We start from the raw sequence: 21,264 nt of genomic DNA, 5'->3' as shown, positions 1-21,264 counted from the left end.
TTCCAAACGTTAGCCCTTTCTTGTATTATGTGGAGGTATAAAAATGAAAAAATCAATTGGCTTTGTACTTTTATCAACCTTATTATTCGGCTGCTCTGACAAAGATTTCAGCGCTAATACCCCTGCTTTGGCTCAAGAAATAGAAAGTAATTATCTTGATGGATATGGAGCAAATCCACAAGTACCTGATGACCGCACATTACTCACTGTTGGGCAATCCATCAAAGATGCAAAAGGTGAAGCAACATTACAAAAGATAAACTTAAAAGAACAATCAATCGACATTGGAGAAATCAAATTAACAGTGAAAGACACAAAACTTATTCACCTCTTCCCCGATTACAGTCTGACTGACTATTTCCATGGTCTTACACATGAAGAGGAGTTTGATTTTGTGAAACTCTTTGTGGAGATTAAAAACAGTTCCAACAAAAAGTTAAACTTCGCACCTATCGCTCTAATAGAAACAAATACTGGACAAAAAATCACTTGGGATCAAGACATTTACTTAGAAAATTTAAACAAAGAAATTGATCGTAATGCATCTAAGAAAGGTAATTTAGGATTCATCATTGATACAAAAACGAACTTAGAATGGATTGAAATTACAACGAGTGATTTATTTGATGCGAACGAAACAAAAGTTGCTGATGCTAAAAAGTTCCGAATAAAATTTTGATTAAAAAGCAATTACAAAAAAGACATTTAGCTAAATTAAACTGAATGTCTTTTTATGTATGTGCAAATTGCAAAATTTTATTTGTTTTAAGTTAATTATCTACAGATGTTTTAAAGCAAACATAAAATTAATGATGTAATAATTTTCTAATCCATGTACTATAAAGGTATGTTTTTAATTCAACTCTAGAGGAGTTAAGGATAGATTTAGAAGGGAGTTTTGTGTATGAAGACGGCTATTATATCTGACATTCACGGAAATAAAGATGCTTTACAGTCAGTACTATTAGACATTAAAAATCGTGGTATTAAATCTATTTATAATTTAGGTGACAGCTTATATGGACCTTTATTCCCTCTAGAAACATATGAACTTTTATTAAAAGTGGATATACAAAATATTAAAGGGAATTGTGATAGAATTTTATTAAATAAAAATACTGATAACCCAACAATACAATATGTACAAAATTTAATGGAAGATGAGCATAAGTCGTGGATTTCGAATTTGCCTTCTTCTTTGCAAACTGATGATTTTTATTTTTGTCATGGTACTCCAAGTTGTGATGAAACGTATTTATTAGAGGAAATGGGTTCAAATGGTTCAACACTTAAGAAAACGGAAGATATTATGAACTTGATTAATGGCATTTCACAGGACATTATTTTTTGTGCACATACTCATATACCTAGAGTTGTTTATTTACCAAATAATAAAATAGTTATTAATCCAGGAAGTGTTGGACTGCCAGCCTATGAAGATGAATTGCCAATTTATCATAAAATGGAATCAGGTTCACCTTTTGCTAATTATACAATTGTTACAAAAGAAGAAAATGAATGGAAGATAGAACAACTACATATTCCTTATAATAGAGATGCTGAAATTATACAAAGTAAAAATAATGGGCGTTTAGATTGGGCAATAGCACTGAAAACCGGGAGAATTTAATATTTTTGGGTCTTTATCGAAAGAATAGACGAGAAAAAACTACTTTATTACCCATTTTTAAACCATAGCATATTTTCACCCTCTAATTAAAGAACTTTCAAGAGAGGTGCTGTACTCATATATAGCATCTCCCTTAGTTTTACACATTAAATTAAATGAACTATATTACCTATACACAAACAGAATATTTTAATCATTATTTACTAGTAATAACAAGTGCTAGTGATATCCTGACTATATGAATTCTCATCATTCGATTTCTCTAATAATCTCATCAATCGTTTTCATATATGGCTGTGCCCAAACAGAAAATGCCATATTTTCATCCCAAGTAACTGCACCGATAGCCTTTGCACAGCCCCAATCTAATATCCGTTGCATAAGCATATGTACTTTTAAACGTTCTGTGATTTGTTCTTTGTTATCAGTATCAGCCATATATACTTTTATAAAGTACTTTGCCTCATGTAATTCATCGTTATCGATATAAATTATTAAAATCTTTATCAAATCCGCTAAGGGATCACCAAAATAGGCATTAGTAAAATCAAATACACCACTTATTTTCCACTCTTGCCCTTCATAAAGAACTAAGAAATTACCTGGCTTAAAATCACCCATTACAAATGTTGGTGTATCGAATTGATCAAAAGCATCTTTAGCATGTTGTAAAACATCATCAACCCATTTTATATCACAAAATGTTATTTCAGAATATTTTCCAGCATCTTTTAACCAATAACGTATTCTATTAAAAAGCCAAATTGTATAACCCTCTTCGAACGCCTTTAAGCTATTCGTTTTTGAATCATACTCTCCACATATATCTACGCTCCAACTATTTAATAGCGATAGAGTGTTCGCTATAATTTCTGCTATCTGCTCTTTATCGTCATTTATTAACTCATTAGCTACTTCTATGTCGTTAAGATGCTTTCCTCTAAGTTTTGGCATAATAGCATAACTCCACCCAAAAATAGATTTAGAACTATCTATGATATACGGCGTTGGAACAGATATATTAATACATTTCGAGATATTATTCACAAAAAATTGTTCTTCTTTCAATTGCCCGGGAAATAGTGGATTGCCCTTTAACACAAAATCTCCTTTTGAGGAATGAACAAACATTGTTTGTCCCATTGCACCATTATCTGTTCTTTTCGCAGAAATAAGTTCACCTAAATTGTGTTGATTTAGCATTTGTTGTAATTGCTCATTCTTAATATCGCCTAATTTATTGGATGCGAAGAGTATTTTTGTTGTCATAAATCAGCCTCCACCATATTTAAAATCAAAGCAAACATGCTTTATCAAAATAATAATTTATTTTCCATACCACGACTCTTCGAAATCAACTTTAACCGCTTCGCCAAATAGAACTCCCCACTTTATAAAGCCAGAACCCCTAGCTGTTATTATATTGCCATCTTGTACGACTAAATCTTCAACATAGTTCGCATCATTAAATAAACCGCATTGCTCTCTATGCTCTTCAAGCAATCCAATTGTGTATTTCTTCCCCTTTAACAACCCCGCTTTTGCTAGTAACATCGGTGAGCTTGAAATACTTGCAATAACAAAGTTTTCTTGGTCAGCAATCTTCTGAATAAAATTAATATATTGTTCATTTTCAACGACACTAGCAATGTCCATACACCCAGTTAATAAAAGGCTATCGAAGTCTTGGTAGTTTACTTGATCTATTGTTTCGTCAGCAACACAGGTTAGACTTGCCTCCCCTTTTACACCTTCTTTTGTTAATGATATTACTGAAATTGATTTTCCACCTTGCATTAAGATAGATAACGCCGTCGTTAATTCATACTCACTAAATTGTGGATATAATAAAACCGCGGTCTTTTTCATTTTTAAACACACCTCTATTCTATTCTTTAAAACTCTATTAAATAAGTATTTTCACCATTGTATAGTAGCTACTACCAGGTGGGTAATCCTTGATTTCACCTACAACTTTATATCCTTTCAACTCATAGAACGAGCGTGCCTGAAAGTCATATGTTGTTAATAATGCCTTTTCCGCACCCTCGTCAATCGCCAGTTTTTCTGTTTTATCTAGTAATTCGCTACCTATACCTTTTCCTCTAAATTCTTCACTAAACCAAAAATTATTAATCTCAACCCAATTCCAATACACTTCGGCAGATATACCACCAATCCATTGTTGCTGATCATTTGACACAATTATATTGATAGGTTGCCTAGCACCATCTTTTCTTACTTCTTTATGGTGTATGGAGTGTTCATTGTTAAACTCTTTTATTTTGTTATTTAAAAAGTTTGAAAAATCTTCATTCTTATCTAGAGATATTTCTATTTGGTATTTCAGCTTTGTTCACCTCAACTATTTTTGTCTTAGAGTAACTTTTCAGAATCATGCTTTTATTAGAATTATTTCCTTATCTTGAATTTTACATTAAAAATTGTAAAATATAAACAAACTATTAGTAATTTATGGAAATATTCTATCTTTCAGTTATACAATTACAAATTTTCTATATATAATAGTGTTTGGAAGTTGCGATAGAGTCTTTTTTTATTAGGGGGAATTCAAGTGGAAATGCCAACACATATTGTTGCTGTAGGTGGAATTGTTGAAGATGAAAATGGCAATATTCTTTTAGTTAAGACACATCATGGGGGCTGGGTTTTTCCGGGTGGGCAAGTGGAAGTTGGAGAGAATCTAATAGATGCATTAATTAGAGAAGTAAAAGAAGAAAGTGGAATTGACATTACTGTATCAAATTTAATTGGTGTTTACTCAAATACAAGCACACATAAATGGTACGACGGAATCACTGATGTTCCTACAAAATTAATGCTAGATTATTGTTGCAAACCTGTTGGCGGTGAATTAACTGTTTCAGAGGAAACATCAGAAAGTTGCTGGGTTGCTAAGGATCAAGTGTTAAAATTTATTACGCAAACTGCTTATCGAACTCGTTATAAAGCCTATTTAAATTTCGATGGAAATATTAATTATATGGAATATATCACTAATCCTGAGTTTGAAATCAAGCTGAACAGGACTGTATAGAGAAGTTTAAATAAAAAAACGGTCATAGCCAATTCGCAATGACCTCTTTCTATTAATGTTTAAACTTACTATAATACCTCTGTTAACCCTAAAATAGTATTAATACGTTCATTTTGTTCTTTCTTATCCAAGTATTCAAAGAAACCCAGTTTATTACCCCAAGGATCTTTAAAAGTCCCCCATTTCGCATTTACTTCCTCACGTGAGTATATTTCGAAATGCTCGACTTTCAATTCTTTCATTATTCTTTTTTGTTCTGCTTCAATATCTTTTACTGCCAATCGTAAAGGCCCACTATCTTCAGAAGGTATTCCTTCTGCAACTTGTAACCAACAGCCAGGGATTATCTCCCACTCTACAAATCCTTCATGTGGTATAATATCTGGTTCCTTATTTAGTAAAGTTTTGTACCACTTATGTCCTTCTTTAATATTAGTAACACGAATTTGCATTGTCATTTCAAAAAACAAATAAATCCCTCCTATTTAGAATTATTATGTATTTCTACAAAGGTTATATTTTCCCTCTCTTATAAACAATTCTATTTGTTAAACAGGATCGTGCAGATTTCTTAACTTAAATCCATGGCCACTATTAAATGAATAATTAATTAGAACTATCTAATCTAAAGGCCCATATATACACTTATAAAAAAAAGGTCATAGCTTTTCAGCTACAACCGATTTTTATTACATTTCTTTAGCTTTTTCAGTTACTTCTTTAGGTACTGTAATTGGTTTAACACTGTTGAAGTTGCTAAGTTTTAAGTCAGTGTTTGTTTTCATCTTCATTTCATTGCCTTCTACTTTCATCGAGATATTCATAATTGTTTTCATATTCTCAATATTGTAGTCTTTGTCAATATTAATTACATATTCAACATTTTCAAATTTCATGTCATCAAGTGGTGGCGTTTCAGCACCTTGTGACATTTGAGCAAGTTGAGCTTCTACTTCAGTTTTCATGAACTTCGTAAATTTCTCACCTTCAGCTTTTAGTGTTAATACATATTTGTCACCTTCAGTATCAACTTTAAAGTCTTCTACAAATTCACTCAGTTTTTTTAATTGTTCAGAAGGATCCGATTGCTCTTTATAAGAACCTAAAACTACATCGTATTGTTCTTTTGGCATCTTCATCCATTGATTCATTGTCGATTCTTTCATATAGAAGCCTTTATCTGTCATATAGCCTTCCATTTTGATATCCATTGCATCTTCTTCACCTATATTTTTCATCTTAGTCGTTGAAGTAAAATATGAACTAAGAGGATCAGCAACAATATCCATTTTCAAATCACTTACAGCATCAATAGACACTTCTTTCCCTTCGTTTTTGAAAGCCATATTATACTTAATATCACCTGCTGCAGAGTAGCTTTTCAAAGATTCTTGGTTCTTTAACGTTTTTTCATAAAGCTCTTTTGCTGTTACATCTGAATCTCCAACTTTTTGATTTGCATTACATGCGCCAAGTACTGCAACTGCTAGAAGCATTACGATTGGCAAAAACCATTTTTTCATTACAAAATCCCACCTTTTTACTTTTAAATAGACATTAACACATTTTACCTTAAAGTAAAATTTGTTAAAATTATCTATTGATAGTATAATACGACAAAAAATAAAAAGTTTCAACAGTTTACTAAACTATGTAAATAAATATATTTCTGATTTTTATAGTAAATCTACTACTTTTTATATATTATTCATTACAATTTCAATACTTAAAAAAACTGTTGTACAAATTAATGCAATCATTAATCCCATTTGGATGTAGACTTCGGGTGAACCACCTGTGATGAAAATATAGACTACGAAAATCATTAAACATATTACTCCACTAACTAGATGAAGCAAGAAACTGATCGTTTTCTTAAATTGATGTTTATGACAAATTTTTTCTATAAGCATTGTGGAAAGTAATCCAAATGTGAAAATGAAAGGAATTGTCATAGAACTGACAACCAACCCAATGATGAAAAAGTCATTAGCATTTTCTCCAATAAAAAATAACGGAAGAATAAAAAAAGTGAACATGGCAGTTAAGGTTGCTACGAATAGTTTTTGTGACAACAACATGATCAATTCCTTTCAGATATTCATTCCAATATCTTTATTCACTGTCTAATGCAATAACACGAATGACTTATATTTATATTTATTAGACTAAGTTTATCACACAAATCGGAATCATTCCTTCTGTAAATTCAGCATTTAAATTCGTTGCTCCTGTCATTTTCACAACTTTCGATATCTCTACAAAAGGATATCAAGATTAAATCAATCCAATTCCTAATCAAAAAAGAACATTCAACATTGTATGTAAAGAGTTAAAAAAATGTTCATTTTACGTAATTATTATGGTTGGTTAACGACTTTCTCTAATAAACTCAATTATTCTTCGTTTACTTGATAATATGCTTCAAGTAGTTTTTCGACTGGGATGTTATCTATTTTCATGCCTGTTATATCACTATCCTGTATTTCTACATCTCTGAGATTGCAAAACCTTAATTTACTACTTTTCAAATCACACCTCTCAAATAATATAGGATTATTTTCTGTCCCAAGATCTGTGTCTAAAAAACGAACTCCGCCTAAAGATGCCAACATAATATCGCTATTTGCTAGATTTAAATCAGCAATAAGCGTATTTTTAAAATTAATATTTTGGAACTTTGAATGGCTGAGGTTACAATTGTTAATATAGGAATTCATCAAATTACTATTACTAAATGAACTACCTTTCAAATTCACTTGATAATACTCGGCTTTAGTCATATCACAATTGTCGTACTGAATACTTGAAAGTTCTTTATTTTCAACTATTTTTTCTTTAGCTACTGATGTTTCTATTTGTTTTATATAATAATATTCATCTTTAGTTTCGAATCTTATTTTATAACCCATCTTTTTATAAAAGTAGTGATTATTGATTTGCCTGCTAGATGTTTCTAGTTCCCATTTCCTTACATCTAAAAACTCTTTTTCCACTAAATTTATCGCTCTTGAACCAAATCCTCTACCTTGATAAATAGGGTCTACGAATATACGGTCTATTCTCCCAAAAGATTTCCCTGATACTGTAACAATGATACCTCCAACGATTATTTCATCAAATATCAACTTATAATAATTCAACTCTTTAATCATATATTTGTTCATTTCAATAGATGAATATCCTGGAGGCTGAATATTAAAATCTACATTCTCCTCATCTTCTGACAACCACTTTTTTGCTTCTTCATCAAAAGTCCTTTTCTTAATTTCCGTTAATATCTCTGCATCATTAATTGTTGCTTTTTCTATTGTTAATATGGACATTTAAAAGTGCTCCTTTTTATTTTAAAAAGATAGAAAGAAAGGCTCTCCCTCGTTATTCAAACAATGCATAAGCTCTTTTCTAAAGTCTTCGTTTTTTATAAGTAATAGAGCATCTTTTGCATCATAGTAGCCAACTTCTATACTTTCAGAACTCGTTCGAAATCCTGTACTTACAGGCGTTGCTAACCACCAAAAATTACAGATTCCCTTATTCAACTCCTGAGATATTCCGCAAAATTTTATTAGTTTGATATCTATGCCCGTCTCTTCTTTAACTTCTCTTATTACAGTTTCTTTAATCATTTCATACTCTTCCAATTGACCTCCAGGCAATTCCCAACCTCTTTCAGGATCTCTTTTTAACAATATTTTATTTTCACTATTAATCACAACCGCTCCAGAAGTCATAATAAATTTTACTGTCATAGGATCTCCTTTCTTAATTAGAAGCATTACACCCTATTTTATATCAATAAGTTTGAATCTCTCACAGACAAGAAGCATATCCTCTGTAAATGTTATGCCATATTTCTGTAATTCCGCACTAAAGTACTTTACGTGTATATCTCTCCAATTTTCATATGTACCATCACCTTCAGCAATTGCAAATTCTTCCGTTACTTCATCCATAGGTATTACTGAAACTTCAACTGTTTTGACAATTGCAACAGGCTGCTCTTCGCTATTTAAAATAATGCCGTACTCATCAGCCTTAGGTAGTGACATATTTTCTAACTCGTAGAAAACGTGGCCCGAACATGTTGCTGTTTTAACCCCGCTAACTACTTGTTTGGCAAGTCTATCTGTCGTATCTCCGAACTTCCAAGCACTTACTGATGTTGGCTTGACCTGATCTGCCCAATACTCATTCCAATAGTTTTGTGCTTCTTTATTCATTATAAAACCTCCAGTATTTCCATTTAATAGATTGCAATTTCCATTTATAAACCTGATTTAAAAACTATTTATTAAAGGTTGAACAAGCATAATATGTTAGTTCTTCTTATAATTAGACAATTTAGTACCTTAGCGTTAATTTGGGCCAAATTTTTTTCCAATTTTTCGATTCAATTCTTTTCACATAAATATTATGTATGGACTTGCCTTTCTCAAATTTTGGCGTTGGTTTTACTATACAAGATAGCAATTCCTCTACCCCATATGGTGCGCACAACTCAACCTTGGAGTTGTTTAAGCGCACGCCAATAGCTGTAGGTATTTCTGGAAACTGAGCCATTCCATCTTTAGAGGAAATATAGGGTACTGCCCCATTTAGTACATGCATTCGGGCTTGATTTTTTACTGACCAAGGCTCATCTGGCATCATACTAAACAATTGCTGTTCGAGAACCTTCTCTATTTGTTTATCCACTTTTTCAGCATTGTAGTAAATGACGTCAATATCTGCTAATGGCGTTCTTTCTTTATAATCATATAGTAGGTCCCAAACTTTACTCCGAACAAAACCCGCACAAACCCAACAATCAGGTAATTTCAATTGTTCGACAGCTTGTAAAATCTCCATCATCCATGTATCTTCTTCGATAGTTTTTATAAGATCACTCTCAGATTGTAAAAACAACTAGATTACACTTCCTCTCTATATATTAAAAATCGGAAATACTCAATCCTAGGAATAGCATATCCCACAGTAGTTAATTGAATTTTTAATCTGTTAGCAATCTTCAGTTTATTATTACTAATAAATCCCTTGTAAGTCAAATTAAGAAACATAATAAGAGATTTCAAGTTTTAAAAAATTTAGTAGAATCTAGTTACCTTTGATGAGTAAACGTGGAGAGGATAACTATTAGTTTCTTTATCTAAGAGCGAAACTTTTCAAGAAAAAGACCATATCATTTGAAGGTTCTAAATCAAAGCGCTTTTTGTATTCTACTACTCCCTCTTCTAAGCTTGAGCATTTATTTGCAATATCAAAACTAATATTTAATTGTTCCCAATAAGATACCATTTCTTCTCTACTGCAAACTGACTCATGTGAACAAACATAGTATTTAGCATCATACTCTTCAATTATTTGTATCATTGGAAATAATAATTTATCATCAAAATGGTTATACCCTTCAATCGTTCGACCATAAATACAATCACCTAAAAATAAAGTTTTCTCTTCAGGAATATATATAATTGTTGAATCGTCTGTGTGAGGACTTACAATTTGCCGTATTTCACACGTAATTCCACCTAAGTCGATTTTCATTTCACCATCAAAAGATAGATTCACATTTTTTGGTAAAAAATTCTCTCTGTCCTCAATTTCTGCCTTAATACATCCTATTGAAAAATCATTAAATACACCCTTACTTTTTGCTAATTCTAATGATTTATCATCATATTTAATCCCACGATACATATTCAAATAATTGCTTGTTTTGTTATTAGCAATTGAAAGCACATCCCATTCTGTTATACCAAAAGTATGATCCCAGTGATGATGTGTTAAAACCAAAAATTTAACAGGAGGCAAGTCCATTTTATCTATTTCACTTTTAAATTCCTTAGCATGTTTGGGTGAATTTCCAGCGTCAACAATTAGACAAGATTCATCACCTATTACAAGACCTAACACCGGTCTATCTGTTTCATCACTATTTTTCATATAGTAAATTCTATCAGTTATTTTTTCTAACATTAATTTCACTACTCCTCACTCGTTTTTGAAGTTTTATAGAACAATTTCAGTCGATATGTAATGAGATTTATACCATATAAAAATCATCTCTCAGCTTTGAAACTCTGTATTTAACAAACTATATAACCACATATCCTTACATTCTCCGGTAACACTATGGCATTCAAACTTCCTTAAATAACCTTCTTCTTTGAAGTGGAATTTTTTTAATAACACCTCTGAAGCTATATTTTCATCACTAACCAATGCCTGGATTCTTACTAAGCCTAAATGGTTAAACCCTATTGATAAAACCTCATGTACTGCTTCGGACATTATTCCACGACGCCAATATTGTTCTGATAGTTCATAGCCAATTTCAGCCCTTTTCCCTTCAAATTCACTTAAAAATATTGTTCCAATAATTTCATCTGTGACTTTGTCTGCAATTGCAAAACGAATAATCCAGCCTGCACATAGCCTTTGTTCCATAATTTGATAACTTCATAACTTCTATCTAATGTTTCTGGTCCATTCCAATCAAGATTTCGATATACATTTTCATTTGAATAATATTTTAATAACGTGGGTGCATCTTCCAATCTTAACTTTCTTAAACGAATTTTTTGAGTTTCTATCACTGGAAATTCTTTAAATATCTTTGTAAAATCCACTTTTTTTCCCCCAGAAAATATTTAATTTTAGCAAATAACTTATAGCTATTATTCTATCTAGATATCATTATTCACACGAAGTGCTAAATTGGTTAAAACTTGTTTCTATATGTTCGAGTAGGTTAAATCATCCTCTGAATGAGTTAAATCAAGCGCTGAGTAGATCAAATCAGTTTTCTAATTTCTCCAGTAGGTTAAATACTTCTTCGAGTAGGTCGAATCATCTTCTGAATGAGTTAATTCAAGTGCTGAGTAGATCAAATCAGTTTTCTAATTTCTCCAGTAGGTTAAATACTTCTTCGAGTAGGTCGAATCATCTTCTGAATGAGTTAATTCAAGCGCTGAGTAGATCAAATCAGTTTTCTAATTTCTCCAGTAGGTTAAATACTTCTTCGAGTAGGTCGAATCATCCTCTGAATGAGTTAATTCAAGCGCTGAGTAGATCAAATCAGTTTTCTAATTTCTCCAGTAGGTTAAATACTTCTTCGAGTAGGTCGAATCATCTTCTGAATGAGTTAATTCAAGTGCTGAGTAGATCAAATCAGTTTTCTAATTTCTCCAGTAGGTTAAATACTTCTTCGAGTAGGTCGAATCATCCTCTGAATGAGTTAATTCAAGCGCTGAGTAGATCAAAACAGGCTCTCCTATTATTCAAAAACCTTAGTTATTTTCAGGTATGAGATAAAATCGGGAACATCAGCTTATTATTTTTAAATAGTTCACCTTCATCACCCATTACCATAAGTGTAGAATCATCTTCTTTCAAAAGAGTTACTTCATAATTTTCGCTGTTGATTGGTATAAATTTAAGTATTGCACTCTTTGTCTGTTCTGTTGCCAAGGTATTTAGTACATCTTCAATTTTTATTTTTTCGTTTGCCAGAATATCATATAAGATTAACTTGTCTTCTTCGTAGTCTGCTATAGCAATTGCGTTCAAGTCTTGTATATAGAAAAGGTTTTCCCTAAAACTGAACAATTCAAAGTAGTTACAATAGAACATGACTAGCCCAGCGTTATCTACCATTGAAAGTGCAAATTGTGCTTCAGTATTCATTGCTGTTTCATAAAGCAGATTAATATCGCTAACATTATCGATGTCCATTTTTCGGACAGAATAAGGACTTTCGATTTTTGAGATTCTTGTTGAAGCTTCATATTCCTCTACAGGTACAAATCCAAACTTAGGATAAAAATCAAGAACGCTGTCATTGGCGAAAAGATAGAACATATCACATCTATCTTTCCACTCATCCATAACAGTTTCCATAAGAACTCGGCTTAGGCCTTGGTTGCGGTAATGTTCATCTGTCATTACTGTACCAAACTGAACAAATCGTTTTTTCTCCCCTAAGACGATAAAATCAATAGCATTGACTGTAATGTGAGAAACCATTTTATCGTTATCTAACAGAGAATATAGAATGCAATTTTCTTTCCAATATCCACTCTTATACCACTTCTCAAAATTGAAATTATAAGTTTGTTGTGTTAGTAAATTAAAACTTTGCCTTAGCTCATTATCATGCTGATAGCGTGATATCATTTTGTAGTTTTTACCATTTAATATTACGTTTTTCAATTCCATTTTCCTCCTGCCGCTTATCTAAATAAATTATATCTTGATTACATAACTGGAAAAAACCTCATTCTTTTTTCATAAAAGAAAATAAGCCAATGTAGTTTATAACCACATTGACTTATCATTTGCTTTCTTTTCTTTTAGTAAGATTCTTTGAATACTTTTTGATGATAAATAATATTTTCCCGCTAAAGTAGTAGTATCTATTCCCGATAAGAAATCGTTGTAGATATTAGAATTCCTTGTATCTAATTCTCTCCTTGTAGCAGTATCTGTTCCCCAAGACTTTTTATTTTCTTCTTTTCTTGGGATATAAATATATTCACCATCAACATATTTCTGTATTAACTCTACCAACTCTGCTGGCAGAAGTTTATTTGCTCTTTTATAGCTCATATTTGCACTCCTAAATCTTAATAGTTCTTTTAGGAATAGCAAAGGCTATTTATTCGTTTTTATTATTTTGCAATAGCCTTTACTATGCAAAATTAATAACTTCTCTTCTCATAAATTTCTTCCCTCCTTTTATTTTCTCTATTTATTATTCACTTCAATTATTATCCATATCTTATCATATATTACTCACTAAAATCCAAATTACTCGGTTGTTTTGGAAAATGCTCTTGTGAAAGCATATTTGTTGTAGCTACTTTTTCGTTCACTTCTTCAAAACGAAAGCCATCTGCCCATACTTTCCCAGTACCAATAAGTAAAACGCCAAAGTGAATGGAGGCACTTTCTTCTGGAATATCTAAAATAATTGAATAATGATTCCAATCAGTTGTCCCTTGAATGGAGCGATTATCCATATTATCAAACTGAATGGTATCGCCAGAAGTGTTATCAATTCGAAGCCATGCACCACATTTTGTAACGTTTTCTGTTTTTAAAAAGCACGAAAGCTTTAATCGCTTTCCTTTGTAATCATGTGCTTGAAAGCCTTGCATGATTGTTGCAAACTGCTGTGTTCCTGCTTCACCTTTTGCAAAAAGTAACCCTGATTTTGTCCCTGAGTGAAATACATCTCCGTCTATTACAAAGTCATACAACTCTGGATTAGAGCCACTTAAGCTCCACCCTTTAATATGTTCGCTTGTATTCATCGTTTTCTCCTCCTCCATCATTTGTACTGCCTGCATTAGCTTTCGATACTTCCCAGGTGGCAAGCAATATACGTCTTTAAATGCTCTTGTAAAAGCCTCTTGAGATTGAAATTGAACTAGGAAAGCAATCGTTAAAATTGATTCATCTGTGTGTAATAGAAGCGTTGCAGCCATCGCTGTTCGGCGTAAACGAATATATTCCCCAATCGACTTCCCTGTTTCTTGTTTAAAAATCCGCAATAAATGATATTTCGAATAACCGATAACAGAAGGGAAAGTATCAAGTTGAATTTCTTCTGTCAGATTACTCTCGATATAAGAAATTATTTTTTGCGTTACTTCGCTGTAATACATCTTGCTCACCTCGAAATCATCATACCGAATATTGAGAAAGTTTTTTTGATAAATATTGCTAAATATAACTGTTTAGTAACTTTTCATTCAAATTATACAACATTTGTAAATAATTTTAAGGTAAAATACTTAGAAAATAAGGTGTAACTACATCTATCTTTTAAAATGGAACCAGTAAGTACAGTGATTTGGAGTGGGGATTTTAGCAATGGCTTTTCTCCGATGCCGTTAATCTCCGTTCCGGCGGACGCTTTCCTGGGGACGAACCTTGAGCCTCCTCGTCGCTAGCGCTCCTGCGGGGTCTCAAGATGTTCGCTTGTTCCCCAAGGAGTCGCCGCCTGCACTCCAATCAACTAGTTTTATCGTTTTTCTGAGTTTTTCATTCTTTCCGATTCACACCTTTTTGGTTTTTAGTGTCGGATAAAAATGTTTCTAGTAATCGATTTTACAATGAAAATACCACCTTCGCCTACCATGATTAAAACATACGTTCTATTTAAGGGCGTGAAAAAACAAAACATACGTTCTTATCTCATCGAAAAAATACGCAATTTCTTGAATATGGTAAATATTTTGTTGTAAATGCAAATAAAAAATTATTTTTTCAGATTATCTTCTTTTTATAACAATAATCGCACAGCTTGTGTGTTGTTATTGACGGCTACTGTTAGTAATCCTAACGATTTATCAAACTTCCAAAAGGCGAGAAAAAATGCGACAATCGGGAATCCGACTATAGAAATCGCTTGAAACGTTTCATCCAACCTCAAAACCTCCTAGTTATTTTTAATATCTCATTATATAAAGGGATATTTGCGTCGAAAATTACAACCTATTTCCGATAAGTTTTTATACATTTAAGGGAGATTTCGCTATTATTAGTAAAAGAGAAAAAGGGAAAACAAGGAGGAATTTAATTGCGTAAAAGAAAATCTTTTGTAATAACTATAGTTCTGGTTGTTTTGGTTGGGATAGGTTGGTACACGTATGGACAATACAAGTCTACAACTCTAGCTGCAACGGATTTACTTGAAAATGCTGATTTTAATGATAAAGACTCGCTTATAGAGGCTACAAGTTCGAATTCGCTGAAAACAACTGAAATTCCGGAAGAAACACAAAAAGAACTTTTACAGGCTTTTGAAAATGCGGGGTTTAAAGAATTGAAGGATAATGAGGCTATACATCCGGATTACGAAATAAAGATTTCAGCATATGGGCGTTATGGTTTGTTTGTAGATACATCTAATAAATTTGTATATGTGAATGATTCGAACAAAAAATATCTAATGGTAAATGATAATGGTTTTTTTGATATTTTAAAAAACGCTACAAAATAATGAAAAAAGGCACTTACCGGGAGGAGTAAGCGCCTTTTTTATTATGCATTACATAATTTTTAGTGCCATTTTTAAGTTCGTACCAGTGGACTGTAACAGATCTAAAATAGCCCATTTCGTTGTTTGTACCAAAACGGATAACGTTAGTTTTAATCGTAAAGTTTACTTTAACAGCTTTTAATTCTGTGAGCATTTTGCGTGTTTTTAAAAGCTCAATATAGCCGTTTGTAGCATCGTTACACATCGTTATAAGTTGATTGACGTTCAGCAGTTGAAAGAAGACCAACAATATCTAATACAATTAAAGCACCCCCGGATAAAACAGATGAAAATGCAAGGGCAATAGTAGCACTTCCATATAAATTGAAAATATTAGTTAGAGCAGTCTTGTTTGTGTTGTTCAAGTTGATCCATCTGAAAGTTTTCTTTTTATTTCATGATTTTTAAGTGCGTTGAGTATGTAATCACTATTTAGTGTCTTATTTTTTTGTACATGCCTTCTTTTAAATTGATCAAAAAAATCCATTTCATTCTTTATAGTGAAAGGACTAATTCAAGGTGGTGCTGTCCATGATTTGAGACTTGGTTCAATAATTTGTTCATGCTCGCTTTCACCTATCCGAGCTCTCTGGAAAAGAACCTTTACTATTCAATGTATTTTTACGTATTTAGCATAACTGATTCATAAGATCTATTATTCGTAGTATTCTCCGTTGCATTTTCCGAATTTAAAAAAACATTGTAGATTCCTTGAATATTTGGCCATATTAAATTAAATCAATATTCTTGATGTTATTTTGAGAATAGAACATAAGCCCGCATTAGTACGTTAATATTTACTCATATCCACCGTTAGCTTCTGGAAGTTTATTATATTCTTCTTTATTTTTAACTAAAGTGAATACATAATTTCGAAGCTCTATTAGTTGTTTTGCTTCATCGGTGGTAGTTTGACAGTACTGTTCACCAGAAACATGATGTGTGATAGTTTCTCCGCTAATTGTGATTTTCCATTCATCTTCACTAAGGGGTTTTTGAGCACATTTTTTATTAGGGATCAATTCTTCCATTTCTGTTATATTTATGTCTTTCATTTTTCGATAAATATCTGCCATTTCACTTGTTGTAAATGATGAATTTGTTGTTGCAGTTCCATCTGAAATTAAGTCCTTTGTTACTGTATGTTCGTAGGTATTTATTTCATTCATTTTTCCAACACCAAACTTAACTATAAAGTCAAAGTCACTTGGCATTTCAATAGGCATAGATCTATAATTACTACCCTCTTTTGAAAAACTATTTATTTCACATCCTGATACGTACAGCGTAAGAATAAATAATAAAATCGAAACTTTTTTCACATTATCCCTCCACTTTAATCATCAATTGTCCTTTATAGATAATTGTTCGACAAATATTCCCAAACACCTCTACTCCTATTTGAATAAGAACCTTTAAAATTTTATGTCACCAAGGTAGTCAGGGGTGAAAGCCTATTTTTTCTACTAAATCGTTCTTAAGTAATTTCGTATAGAACAAAGACCCAAAAGCAATACTAATGAATGAAGTCTAAACTAGTAACTATAGCAGCCTATATTGCACAGCAATAAGAATTAGAAGTAGTTGAGTAGGAGGATTTTTATATTGACTTTAAATGAAAAAACATTATCCATTTTCGCCTTGGGTGGCATTAATGAAATAGGGAAAAATATGTATGTTATTCAATACGCAAATGATATTGTGATCGTCGATTGTGGTGCTAAATTTCCAGATGAAAGCTTATTGGGTATTGATTTGATTATCCCTGACATCGGTTATTTGCAGGAAAATAAAGAGAAAATCAGGGCTTTAGTGGTCACACATGGGCATGAAGACCATATCGGGGGAATTCCTTACTTCTTACAAAAACTAAATGTTCCTATTTACGCTAGTCGTTTTACACTCGGTTTAATTGCACTGAAATTAAAAGAACATAAACTTATTAGGACTACAGAATTAGTAGAAATCAACTCAGATTCAAAGTTAGACTTTGGTGAAATTGCAGTGAGCTTTTTTAGAACAAGCCATAGTATCCCCGATTGCCTAGGCATTGTTTTTGACACACCAGAAGGAAAAGTCGTTCATACAGGGGACTTTAAATTTGATTTAACGCCAATGAACGATCAATATTCTGATATTCATAAAATGAGCGAAATTGGTACACAAGGGGTATTACTCCTCATATCTGAGAGTACGAATGCAGAGCGTCCTGGCTCTACTCCATCTGAGCAATTGGTAGGCGAACATATTGAAGCAGCCTTTATGAAAGCTAAGCGTAAAATCATTATTTCCACCTTTGCTTCAAATGTAAATCGTATTCAGCAAATAGTTCATGCAACCTTAAAAACAAATCGAAAGCTTGCGCTGCTTGGTCGTAGTATGGTGAATGTCGTATCTGTTGCTTTAGAACGCGGGTATTTAGATATACCAGATGGCTTGCTAATTGAAGCACGCGATGTAAAGTATATACCTCCTGAAGATGTCGTGATTTTATGTACTGGCAGTCAAGGAGAACCACTTGCCGCCCTTTCTCGCTTATCCACTTCCAATCATCGAGAAGTAAAAGTATTACCTGATGACACGGTTATTTTTGCTGCATCCCCTATTCCTGGGAATGAAAAAGATGTATCGCGGATAGTAGATAGCTTCTTTCAAATGGGGGCCAAAGTCATTTATGGATCCGCTAGTAAAACAGGGATGCATGTTTCAGGACACGGCTATCAAGAGGATTTAAAACTAATGTTAACCTTAATGAAACCAAAATATTTTATTCCCATTCACGGTGAGTATAGAATGTTATACCTACACCGCTTGTTAGCTGAGTCCGTTGGAGTTGAGGAAAAGAACACCTTCATCATTAAAAATGGGGATGTCGTGGATATTGAAAATTCACTAGCTCGTCAGACTCGAAAAGTTTCGTCTGGTGATACTTACGTTGATGGAATCGGTATCGGTGAAGTAGAGGATATTGTTTTACGAGATCGAAGACAACTATCTGAAGACGGTATGCTCGTTATTATTGTAACAATCATTAAAACAGAAGGCACACTCGTATCAGAACCTAACACTATTTCCCGCGGATTTGTCTACGCAAAAGATTCCGAGGGACTACTAAGGAATGTGAACGATATCGTTAAAACAACCGTTAATGATTCTTTGGATGGTAGTATTAATAAAATGAAGAAAAAGATTAGAAAATCAGTAGGTCAGTATTTAAATGCGCAGACAAAAAGAAAGCCGATGATTTTGCCTGTTATTATTGAAATTTAATTGTATTTACTCAAAACATAATTATCTTGATAGGGTGGAGGTCGCTATTTCAAGATAAGGTCGGCATCATTTTTCATTAAGCCTGTAAATATTGATAGATCAATGTATAATGGCTATTTCTTAGACGATGGGACAGCAGAAGAACTTACTGATTTTCACAGAAAATGATGAGGATGACTTCGAAATCTTTTGTATGAGACATTATGAAACAAATGATTTACGGATAAAAACTAATAAGAACAACAAAAATTAACTACAACTAAATAATATTAAATGCAACTCTATGACAAAACAAAAATGCCAAAGTCCTTGATATACAAGGATTTGGCGTTCTATGAAATCAGTTGATGTCTATGTATGGAGACTGCTGGAGTTAGACCTCAATCTCGTAAGAATGTTGATGGGTTTTGAGTATTTTTATATCCTACTGAATCCGGGTTTGACTACGATTTACCTAAAATAGCGTTGTCGGGGGCAAGTTTTTTATGTTAAGTAAGATTGGGGCTAATTGCTTCAATCTTTTTTTCGTTATTACCCGCACATTGTAAAGAAACCCTTTGAAGTTCTTTAGTTTTTATATATTTGCCGTTTCCTATAAACAATCAGACCAATAATTGAAAGAAGTAAAAGTAAACTACTAAAAGTTAAAAAGAATAAAGATGCGGCTTTTTTTTCTCCCCAGAGATTAATTGCTTGTAAAAAGCCGAGAAGAACCATAGAAAAAGATAGTGTTAATTGGCTTTTTGAAACATTTTTAAACAATCGAATACCTCCCTTCAAATCCACTTGATAATTTCACCATAAAGTGAGGTATAAAATGTAAATTGGGGCAAATTAAAACGGCGGTCGATTAAAAATGAAAAAAGTAGCGGAAGTTATTCCACTACTTTTATTTTTATTTTAAAAGTTTTTTCGGTCTTTCCCATATGCAATCGGATTGATAGTGTTCACTATTTAACGTAATACTTGTAAACCCCTCCACCAGCAACGATTAAATATTTGCTGTCTTTAGAGAAATTGATATTATGTCTGTCAATTAGTCTTATTTCATATAAAAACTTATAGGAACCATCATATATTTTAATTCCTCTACCTTCTAAAGTAGCGATTCTAGTTCCATCAGGACTGATTTTAACATCACCAAAAATGGTATAAGGTCCTCCGAATTTTTTAAGAACCTTTCCTGAATTTGTATCAAAAGCATAAACGCTTTGATTTTCTTCTCCGATGACTAATAACAATTTATTATTCTTTTTTGTAAAAGTGATATGTGTTACCATTTCATCGAAAGTAAATTCCTTTATTACATCCCCGGTTTTTGTATCGTTTAAAACAACACGATTATTATCATTATAAGCTGTAGCTAAAATCGAACCATCTTCTGAAAGTGCCGCAGTAATTCTTTCTGTTTCATCAGCTATATTAACCACATTTAATTCTGAATCCACAACTTTTCCATTAATTTTGTTATAGCTAGCATACGCTATCCCATTTTTCACATCAAAAAGGGAATAAGTTTTAAAATCAAACATTTTATATTTAGCATAAGAATTAAATTTATTATCTTTATAATCAAAAACACTACCATCATAATGAACTAATCCGTTTTTCCAGAAGAAAATAGAATTCTTTGTGTTTCTATTTTTACCAAACTCTTTTACTACATCCCCATTTTTTAAATTAAATAGAGTTGAGCCTACTGAAAAATATTTATTGTCAAAGGATGTATCTACTTTTCTTCCTATATACGACTCTTTAACATGCCAAACCTTTCTAGAAACAGTGACAGGCAATTTAACTTTTTTACCATATGCTTTTACATAAATATAAGCTTTACCTACATTTTTAGATTTCACAATGCCTTTATTAGTAACAGTCACAATCTTCTTGTTCGACAAACTAAAAGATACTTTTGGATTCTTTACGATTTTCCCGTTTTTCCTTACACTATAGGAAACTTTAGCAGAACCTTTGTACATAAGAGTACTTTTACTAAGCTTCGCATTAATCGTAAACTTACTTGCTGCATCAGCAACTGGGGGTACCAAAGAAAATAAAAATAAAACAACTACCAAATAACTGATGATCTTCTTCATCTACAACTCACCTCTAGCTTTTTACTGGAGAAAATTCCCCGTTTATTATCATATCACATTAGCGAAAGTAGTAATCTGAAACTTTAGACTAATAATACCCTTAGAGTTTTATATAACTAAAGTATGTGACGTTTTTTGACTGTAAGGTTCTTGACGTAAA

The 21,264-nt window shown here is 32.3% G+C and carries 25 protein-coding genes; 5 read left to right on the top strand and 20 right to left on the bottom strand.

What is annotated here, in order from left to right:
- The first annotated feature begins 43 nt into the window (after positions 1-43).
- Both ACZLO7_RS10175 and ACZLO7_RS10170 read left to right on the top strand, forming a co-directional pair.
- Positions 44-679, top strand: coding sequence for a hypothetical protein (locus ACZLO7_RS10175; RefSeq protein ID WP_464940213.1), 636 nt, complete (start codon positions 44-46; stop codon positions 677-679).
- A gap of 225 nt (positions 680-904) precedes the next feature.
- Positions 905-1,630 (top strand): metallophosphoesterase family protein, encoded by a 726-nt coding sequence (locus ACZLO7_RS10170; RefSeq protein ID WP_464940214.1) that lies wholly within the window; start codon positions 905-907, stop codon positions 1,628-1,630.
- 249 nt (positions 1,631-1,879) lie between these two features.
- On the opposite strand, the gene ACZLO7_RS10165 is transcribed toward ACZLO7_RS10170, so the two are convergent.
- From ACZLO7_RS10165 to ACZLO7_RS10155, 3 genes are read right to left on the bottom strand one after another with little or no spacing between them, the layout of a single operon-like run.
- Positions 1,880-2,899, bottom strand: a complete 1,020-nt coding sequence (locus tag ACZLO7_RS10165) for a phosphotransferase family protein (protein WP_464940215.1) — start codon at positions 2,897-2,899, stop codon at positions 1,880-1,882.
- 57 nt (positions 2,900-2,956) lie between these two features.
- Positions 2,957-3,499, bottom strand: a complete 543-nt coding sequence (locus tag ACZLO7_RS10160) for a DJ-1/PfpI family protein (protein ID WP_464940216.1) — start codon at positions 3,497-3,499, stop codon at positions 2,957-2,959.
- A 37-nt stretch (positions 3,500-3,536) separates the two neighbouring features.
- Positions 3,537-3,914, bottom strand: a complete 378-nt coding sequence (locus tag ACZLO7_RS10155) for a GNAT family N-acetyltransferase (protein WP_511261418.1) — start codon at positions 3,912-3,914, stop codon at positions 3,537-3,539.
- Between the two features lie 291 nt (positions 3,915-4,205).
- Between ACZLO7_RS10155 and ACZLO7_RS10150 the strand changes: the two genes are divergently transcribed.
- Positions 4,206-4,688 carry an NUDIX hydrolase gene (locus tag ACZLO7_RS10150; RefSeq protein WP_464940217.1) on the top strand — a complete coding sequence of 161 codons (483 nt, stop codon included), beginning with the start codon at positions 4,206-4,208 and terminating at the stop codon, positions 4,686-4,688.
- Between the two features lie 68 nt (positions 4,689-4,756).
- On the opposite strand, the gene ACZLO7_RS10145 is transcribed toward ACZLO7_RS10150, so the two are convergent.
- The 13 genes from ACZLO7_RS10145 to ACZLO7_RS10085 form a co-directional block, all read right to left on the bottom strand.
- Positions 4,757-5,158 carry a VOC family protein gene (locus tag ACZLO7_RS10145; protein WP_464940218.1) on the bottom strand — a complete coding sequence of 134 codons (402 nt, stop codon included), beginning with the start codon at positions 5,156-5,158 and terminating at the stop codon, positions 4,757-4,759.
- A 219-nt stretch (positions 5,159-5,377) separates the two neighbouring features.
- Entirely contained in the window at positions 5,378-6,211 is an 834-nt protein-coding gene (locus ACZLO7_RS10140) for a DUF6612 family protein (RefSeq protein WP_464940219.1), read from the bottom strand.
- Positions 6,212-6,385: 174 nt separating this feature from the next.
- Positions 6,386-6,769 (bottom strand): hypothetical protein, encoded by a 384-nt coding sequence (locus tag ACZLO7_RS10135; RefSeq protein ID WP_464940220.1) that lies wholly within the window; start codon positions 6,767-6,769, stop codon positions 6,386-6,388.
- Positions 6,770-7,084: 315 nt separating this feature from the next.
- Positions 7,085-8,014 carry a GNAT family N-acetyltransferase gene (locus ACZLO7_RS10130; protein ID WP_464940221.1) on the bottom strand — a complete coding sequence of 310 codons (930 nt, stop codon included), beginning with the start codon at positions 8,012-8,014 and terminating at the stop codon, positions 7,085-7,087.
- Between the two features lie 21 nt (positions 8,015-8,035).
- Positions 8,036-8,440: an NUDIX hydrolase gene (locus ACZLO7_RS10125; protein ID WP_464940222.1), complete on the bottom strand. Its 405-nt coding sequence runs from the start codon at positions 8,438-8,440 to the stop codon at positions 8,036-8,038.
- Between the two features lie 33 nt (positions 8,441-8,473).
- Positions 8,474-8,911 (bottom strand): ASCH domain-containing protein, encoded by a 438-nt coding sequence (locus tag ACZLO7_RS10120; protein ID WP_464940223.1) that lies wholly within the window; start codon positions 8,909-8,911, stop codon positions 8,474-8,476.
- Positions 8,912-9,032: 121 nt separating this feature from the next.
- Positions 9,033-9,596, bottom strand: coding sequence for a nucleotidyltransferase family protein (locus ACZLO7_RS10115; protein WP_464940224.1), 564 nt, complete (start codon positions 9,594-9,596; stop codon positions 9,033-9,035).
- Between the two features lie 237 nt (positions 9,597-9,833).
- Complete coding sequence (locus ACZLO7_RS10110; RefSeq protein ID WP_464940225.1) at positions 9,834-10,667, bottom strand: MBL fold metallo-hydrolase; 834 nt, start codon at positions 10,665-10,667, stop codon at positions 9,834-9,836.
- Positions 10,668-10,757: 90 nt separating this feature from the next.
- Complete coding sequence (locus tag ACZLO7_RS10105) at positions 10,758-11,138, bottom strand: GNAT family N-acetyltransferase (protein WP_464940226.1); 381 nt, start codon at positions 11,136-11,138, stop codon at positions 10,758-10,760.
- Positions 11,139-11,990: 852 nt separating this feature from the next.
- Complete coding sequence (locus tag ACZLO7_RS10100) at positions 11,991-12,902, bottom strand: GNAT family N-acetyltransferase (protein WP_464940227.1); 912 nt, start codon at positions 12,900-12,902, stop codon at positions 11,991-11,993.
- A gap of 102 nt (positions 12,903-13,004) precedes the next feature.
- On the bottom strand, positions 13,005-13,298 hold the full coding sequence (locus ACZLO7_RS10095; RefSeq protein WP_464940228.1) for a CD3324 family protein: 294 nt from the start codon (positions 13,296-13,298) through the stop codon (positions 13,005-13,007).
- Positions 13,299-13,480: 182 nt separating this feature from the next.
- The gene (locus ACZLO7_RS10090; protein ID WP_464940229.1) at positions 13,481-14,359 is read right to left on the bottom strand and encodes a helix-turn-helix domain-containing protein; all 879 of its coding nucleotides are present in this window, start codon (positions 14,357-14,359) and stop codon (positions 13,481-13,483) included.
- Between the two features lie 620 nt (positions 14,360-14,979).
- Positions 14,980-15,123: a hypothetical protein gene (locus tag ACZLO7_RS10085; protein WP_464940230.1), complete on the bottom strand. Its 144-nt coding sequence runs from the start codon at positions 15,121-15,123 to the stop codon at positions 14,980-14,982.
- A gap of 153 nt (positions 15,124-15,276) precedes the next feature.
- Here ACZLO7_RS10085 and ACZLO7_RS10080 point away from each other — a divergent pair, with 153 nt between their 5' ends.
- Complete coding sequence (locus tag ACZLO7_RS10080) at positions 15,277-15,699, top strand: hypothetical protein (protein ID WP_464940231.1); 423 nt, start codon at positions 15,277-15,279, stop codon at positions 15,697-15,699.
- A gap of 236 nt (positions 15,700-15,935) precedes the next feature.
- Here ACZLO7_RS10080 and ACZLO7_RS10075 read toward each other — a convergent pair whose 3' ends face one another.
- Positions 15,936-16,103, bottom strand: a complete 168-nt coding sequence (locus ACZLO7_RS10075) for a hypothetical protein (protein ID WP_464940232.1) — start codon at positions 16,101-16,103, stop codon at positions 15,936-15,938.
- A gap of 432 nt (positions 16,104-16,535) precedes the next feature.
- Positions 16,536-17,060: a hypothetical protein gene (locus ACZLO7_RS10070; protein ID WP_464940233.1), complete on the bottom strand. Its 525-nt coding sequence runs from the start codon at positions 17,058-17,060 to the stop codon at positions 16,536-16,538.
- A 283-nt stretch (positions 17,061-17,343) separates the two neighbouring features.
- On the opposite strand from ACZLO7_RS10070, the gene ACZLO7_RS10065 reads away from it, so the two are divergent.
- Positions 17,344-19,008 carry a ribonuclease J gene (locus ACZLO7_RS10065; RefSeq protein WP_464940234.1) on the top strand — a complete coding sequence of 555 codons (1,665 nt, stop codon included), beginning with the start codon at positions 17,344-17,346 and terminating at the stop codon, positions 19,006-19,008.
- 567 nt (positions 19,009-19,575) lie between these two features.
- Here the strand turns inward: ACZLO7_RS10065 and ACZLO7_RS10060 are convergent.
- Together ACZLO7_RS10060 and ACZLO7_RS10055 are read right to left on the bottom strand one after the other, a co-directional pair.
- Entirely contained in the window at positions 19,576-19,770 is a 195-nt protein-coding gene (locus ACZLO7_RS10060; protein ID WP_464940235.1) for a hypothetical protein, read from the bottom strand.
- A gap of 188 nt (positions 19,771-19,958) precedes the next feature.
- The gene (locus tag ACZLO7_RS10055; protein WP_464940236.1) at positions 19,959-21,104 is read right to left on the bottom strand and encodes a WD40 repeat domain-containing protein; all 1,146 of its coding nucleotides are present in this window, start codon (positions 21,102-21,104) and stop codon (positions 19,959-19,961) included.
- Positions 21,105-21,264 lie beyond the last annotated feature (160 nt).

It is taken from the genome of Viridibacillus sp. d25.2 (assembly GCF_055456015.2).
Note: the sequence above shows the minus strand (reverse complement) of the source record. Positions and strands in the feature narration are given on the sequence as shown.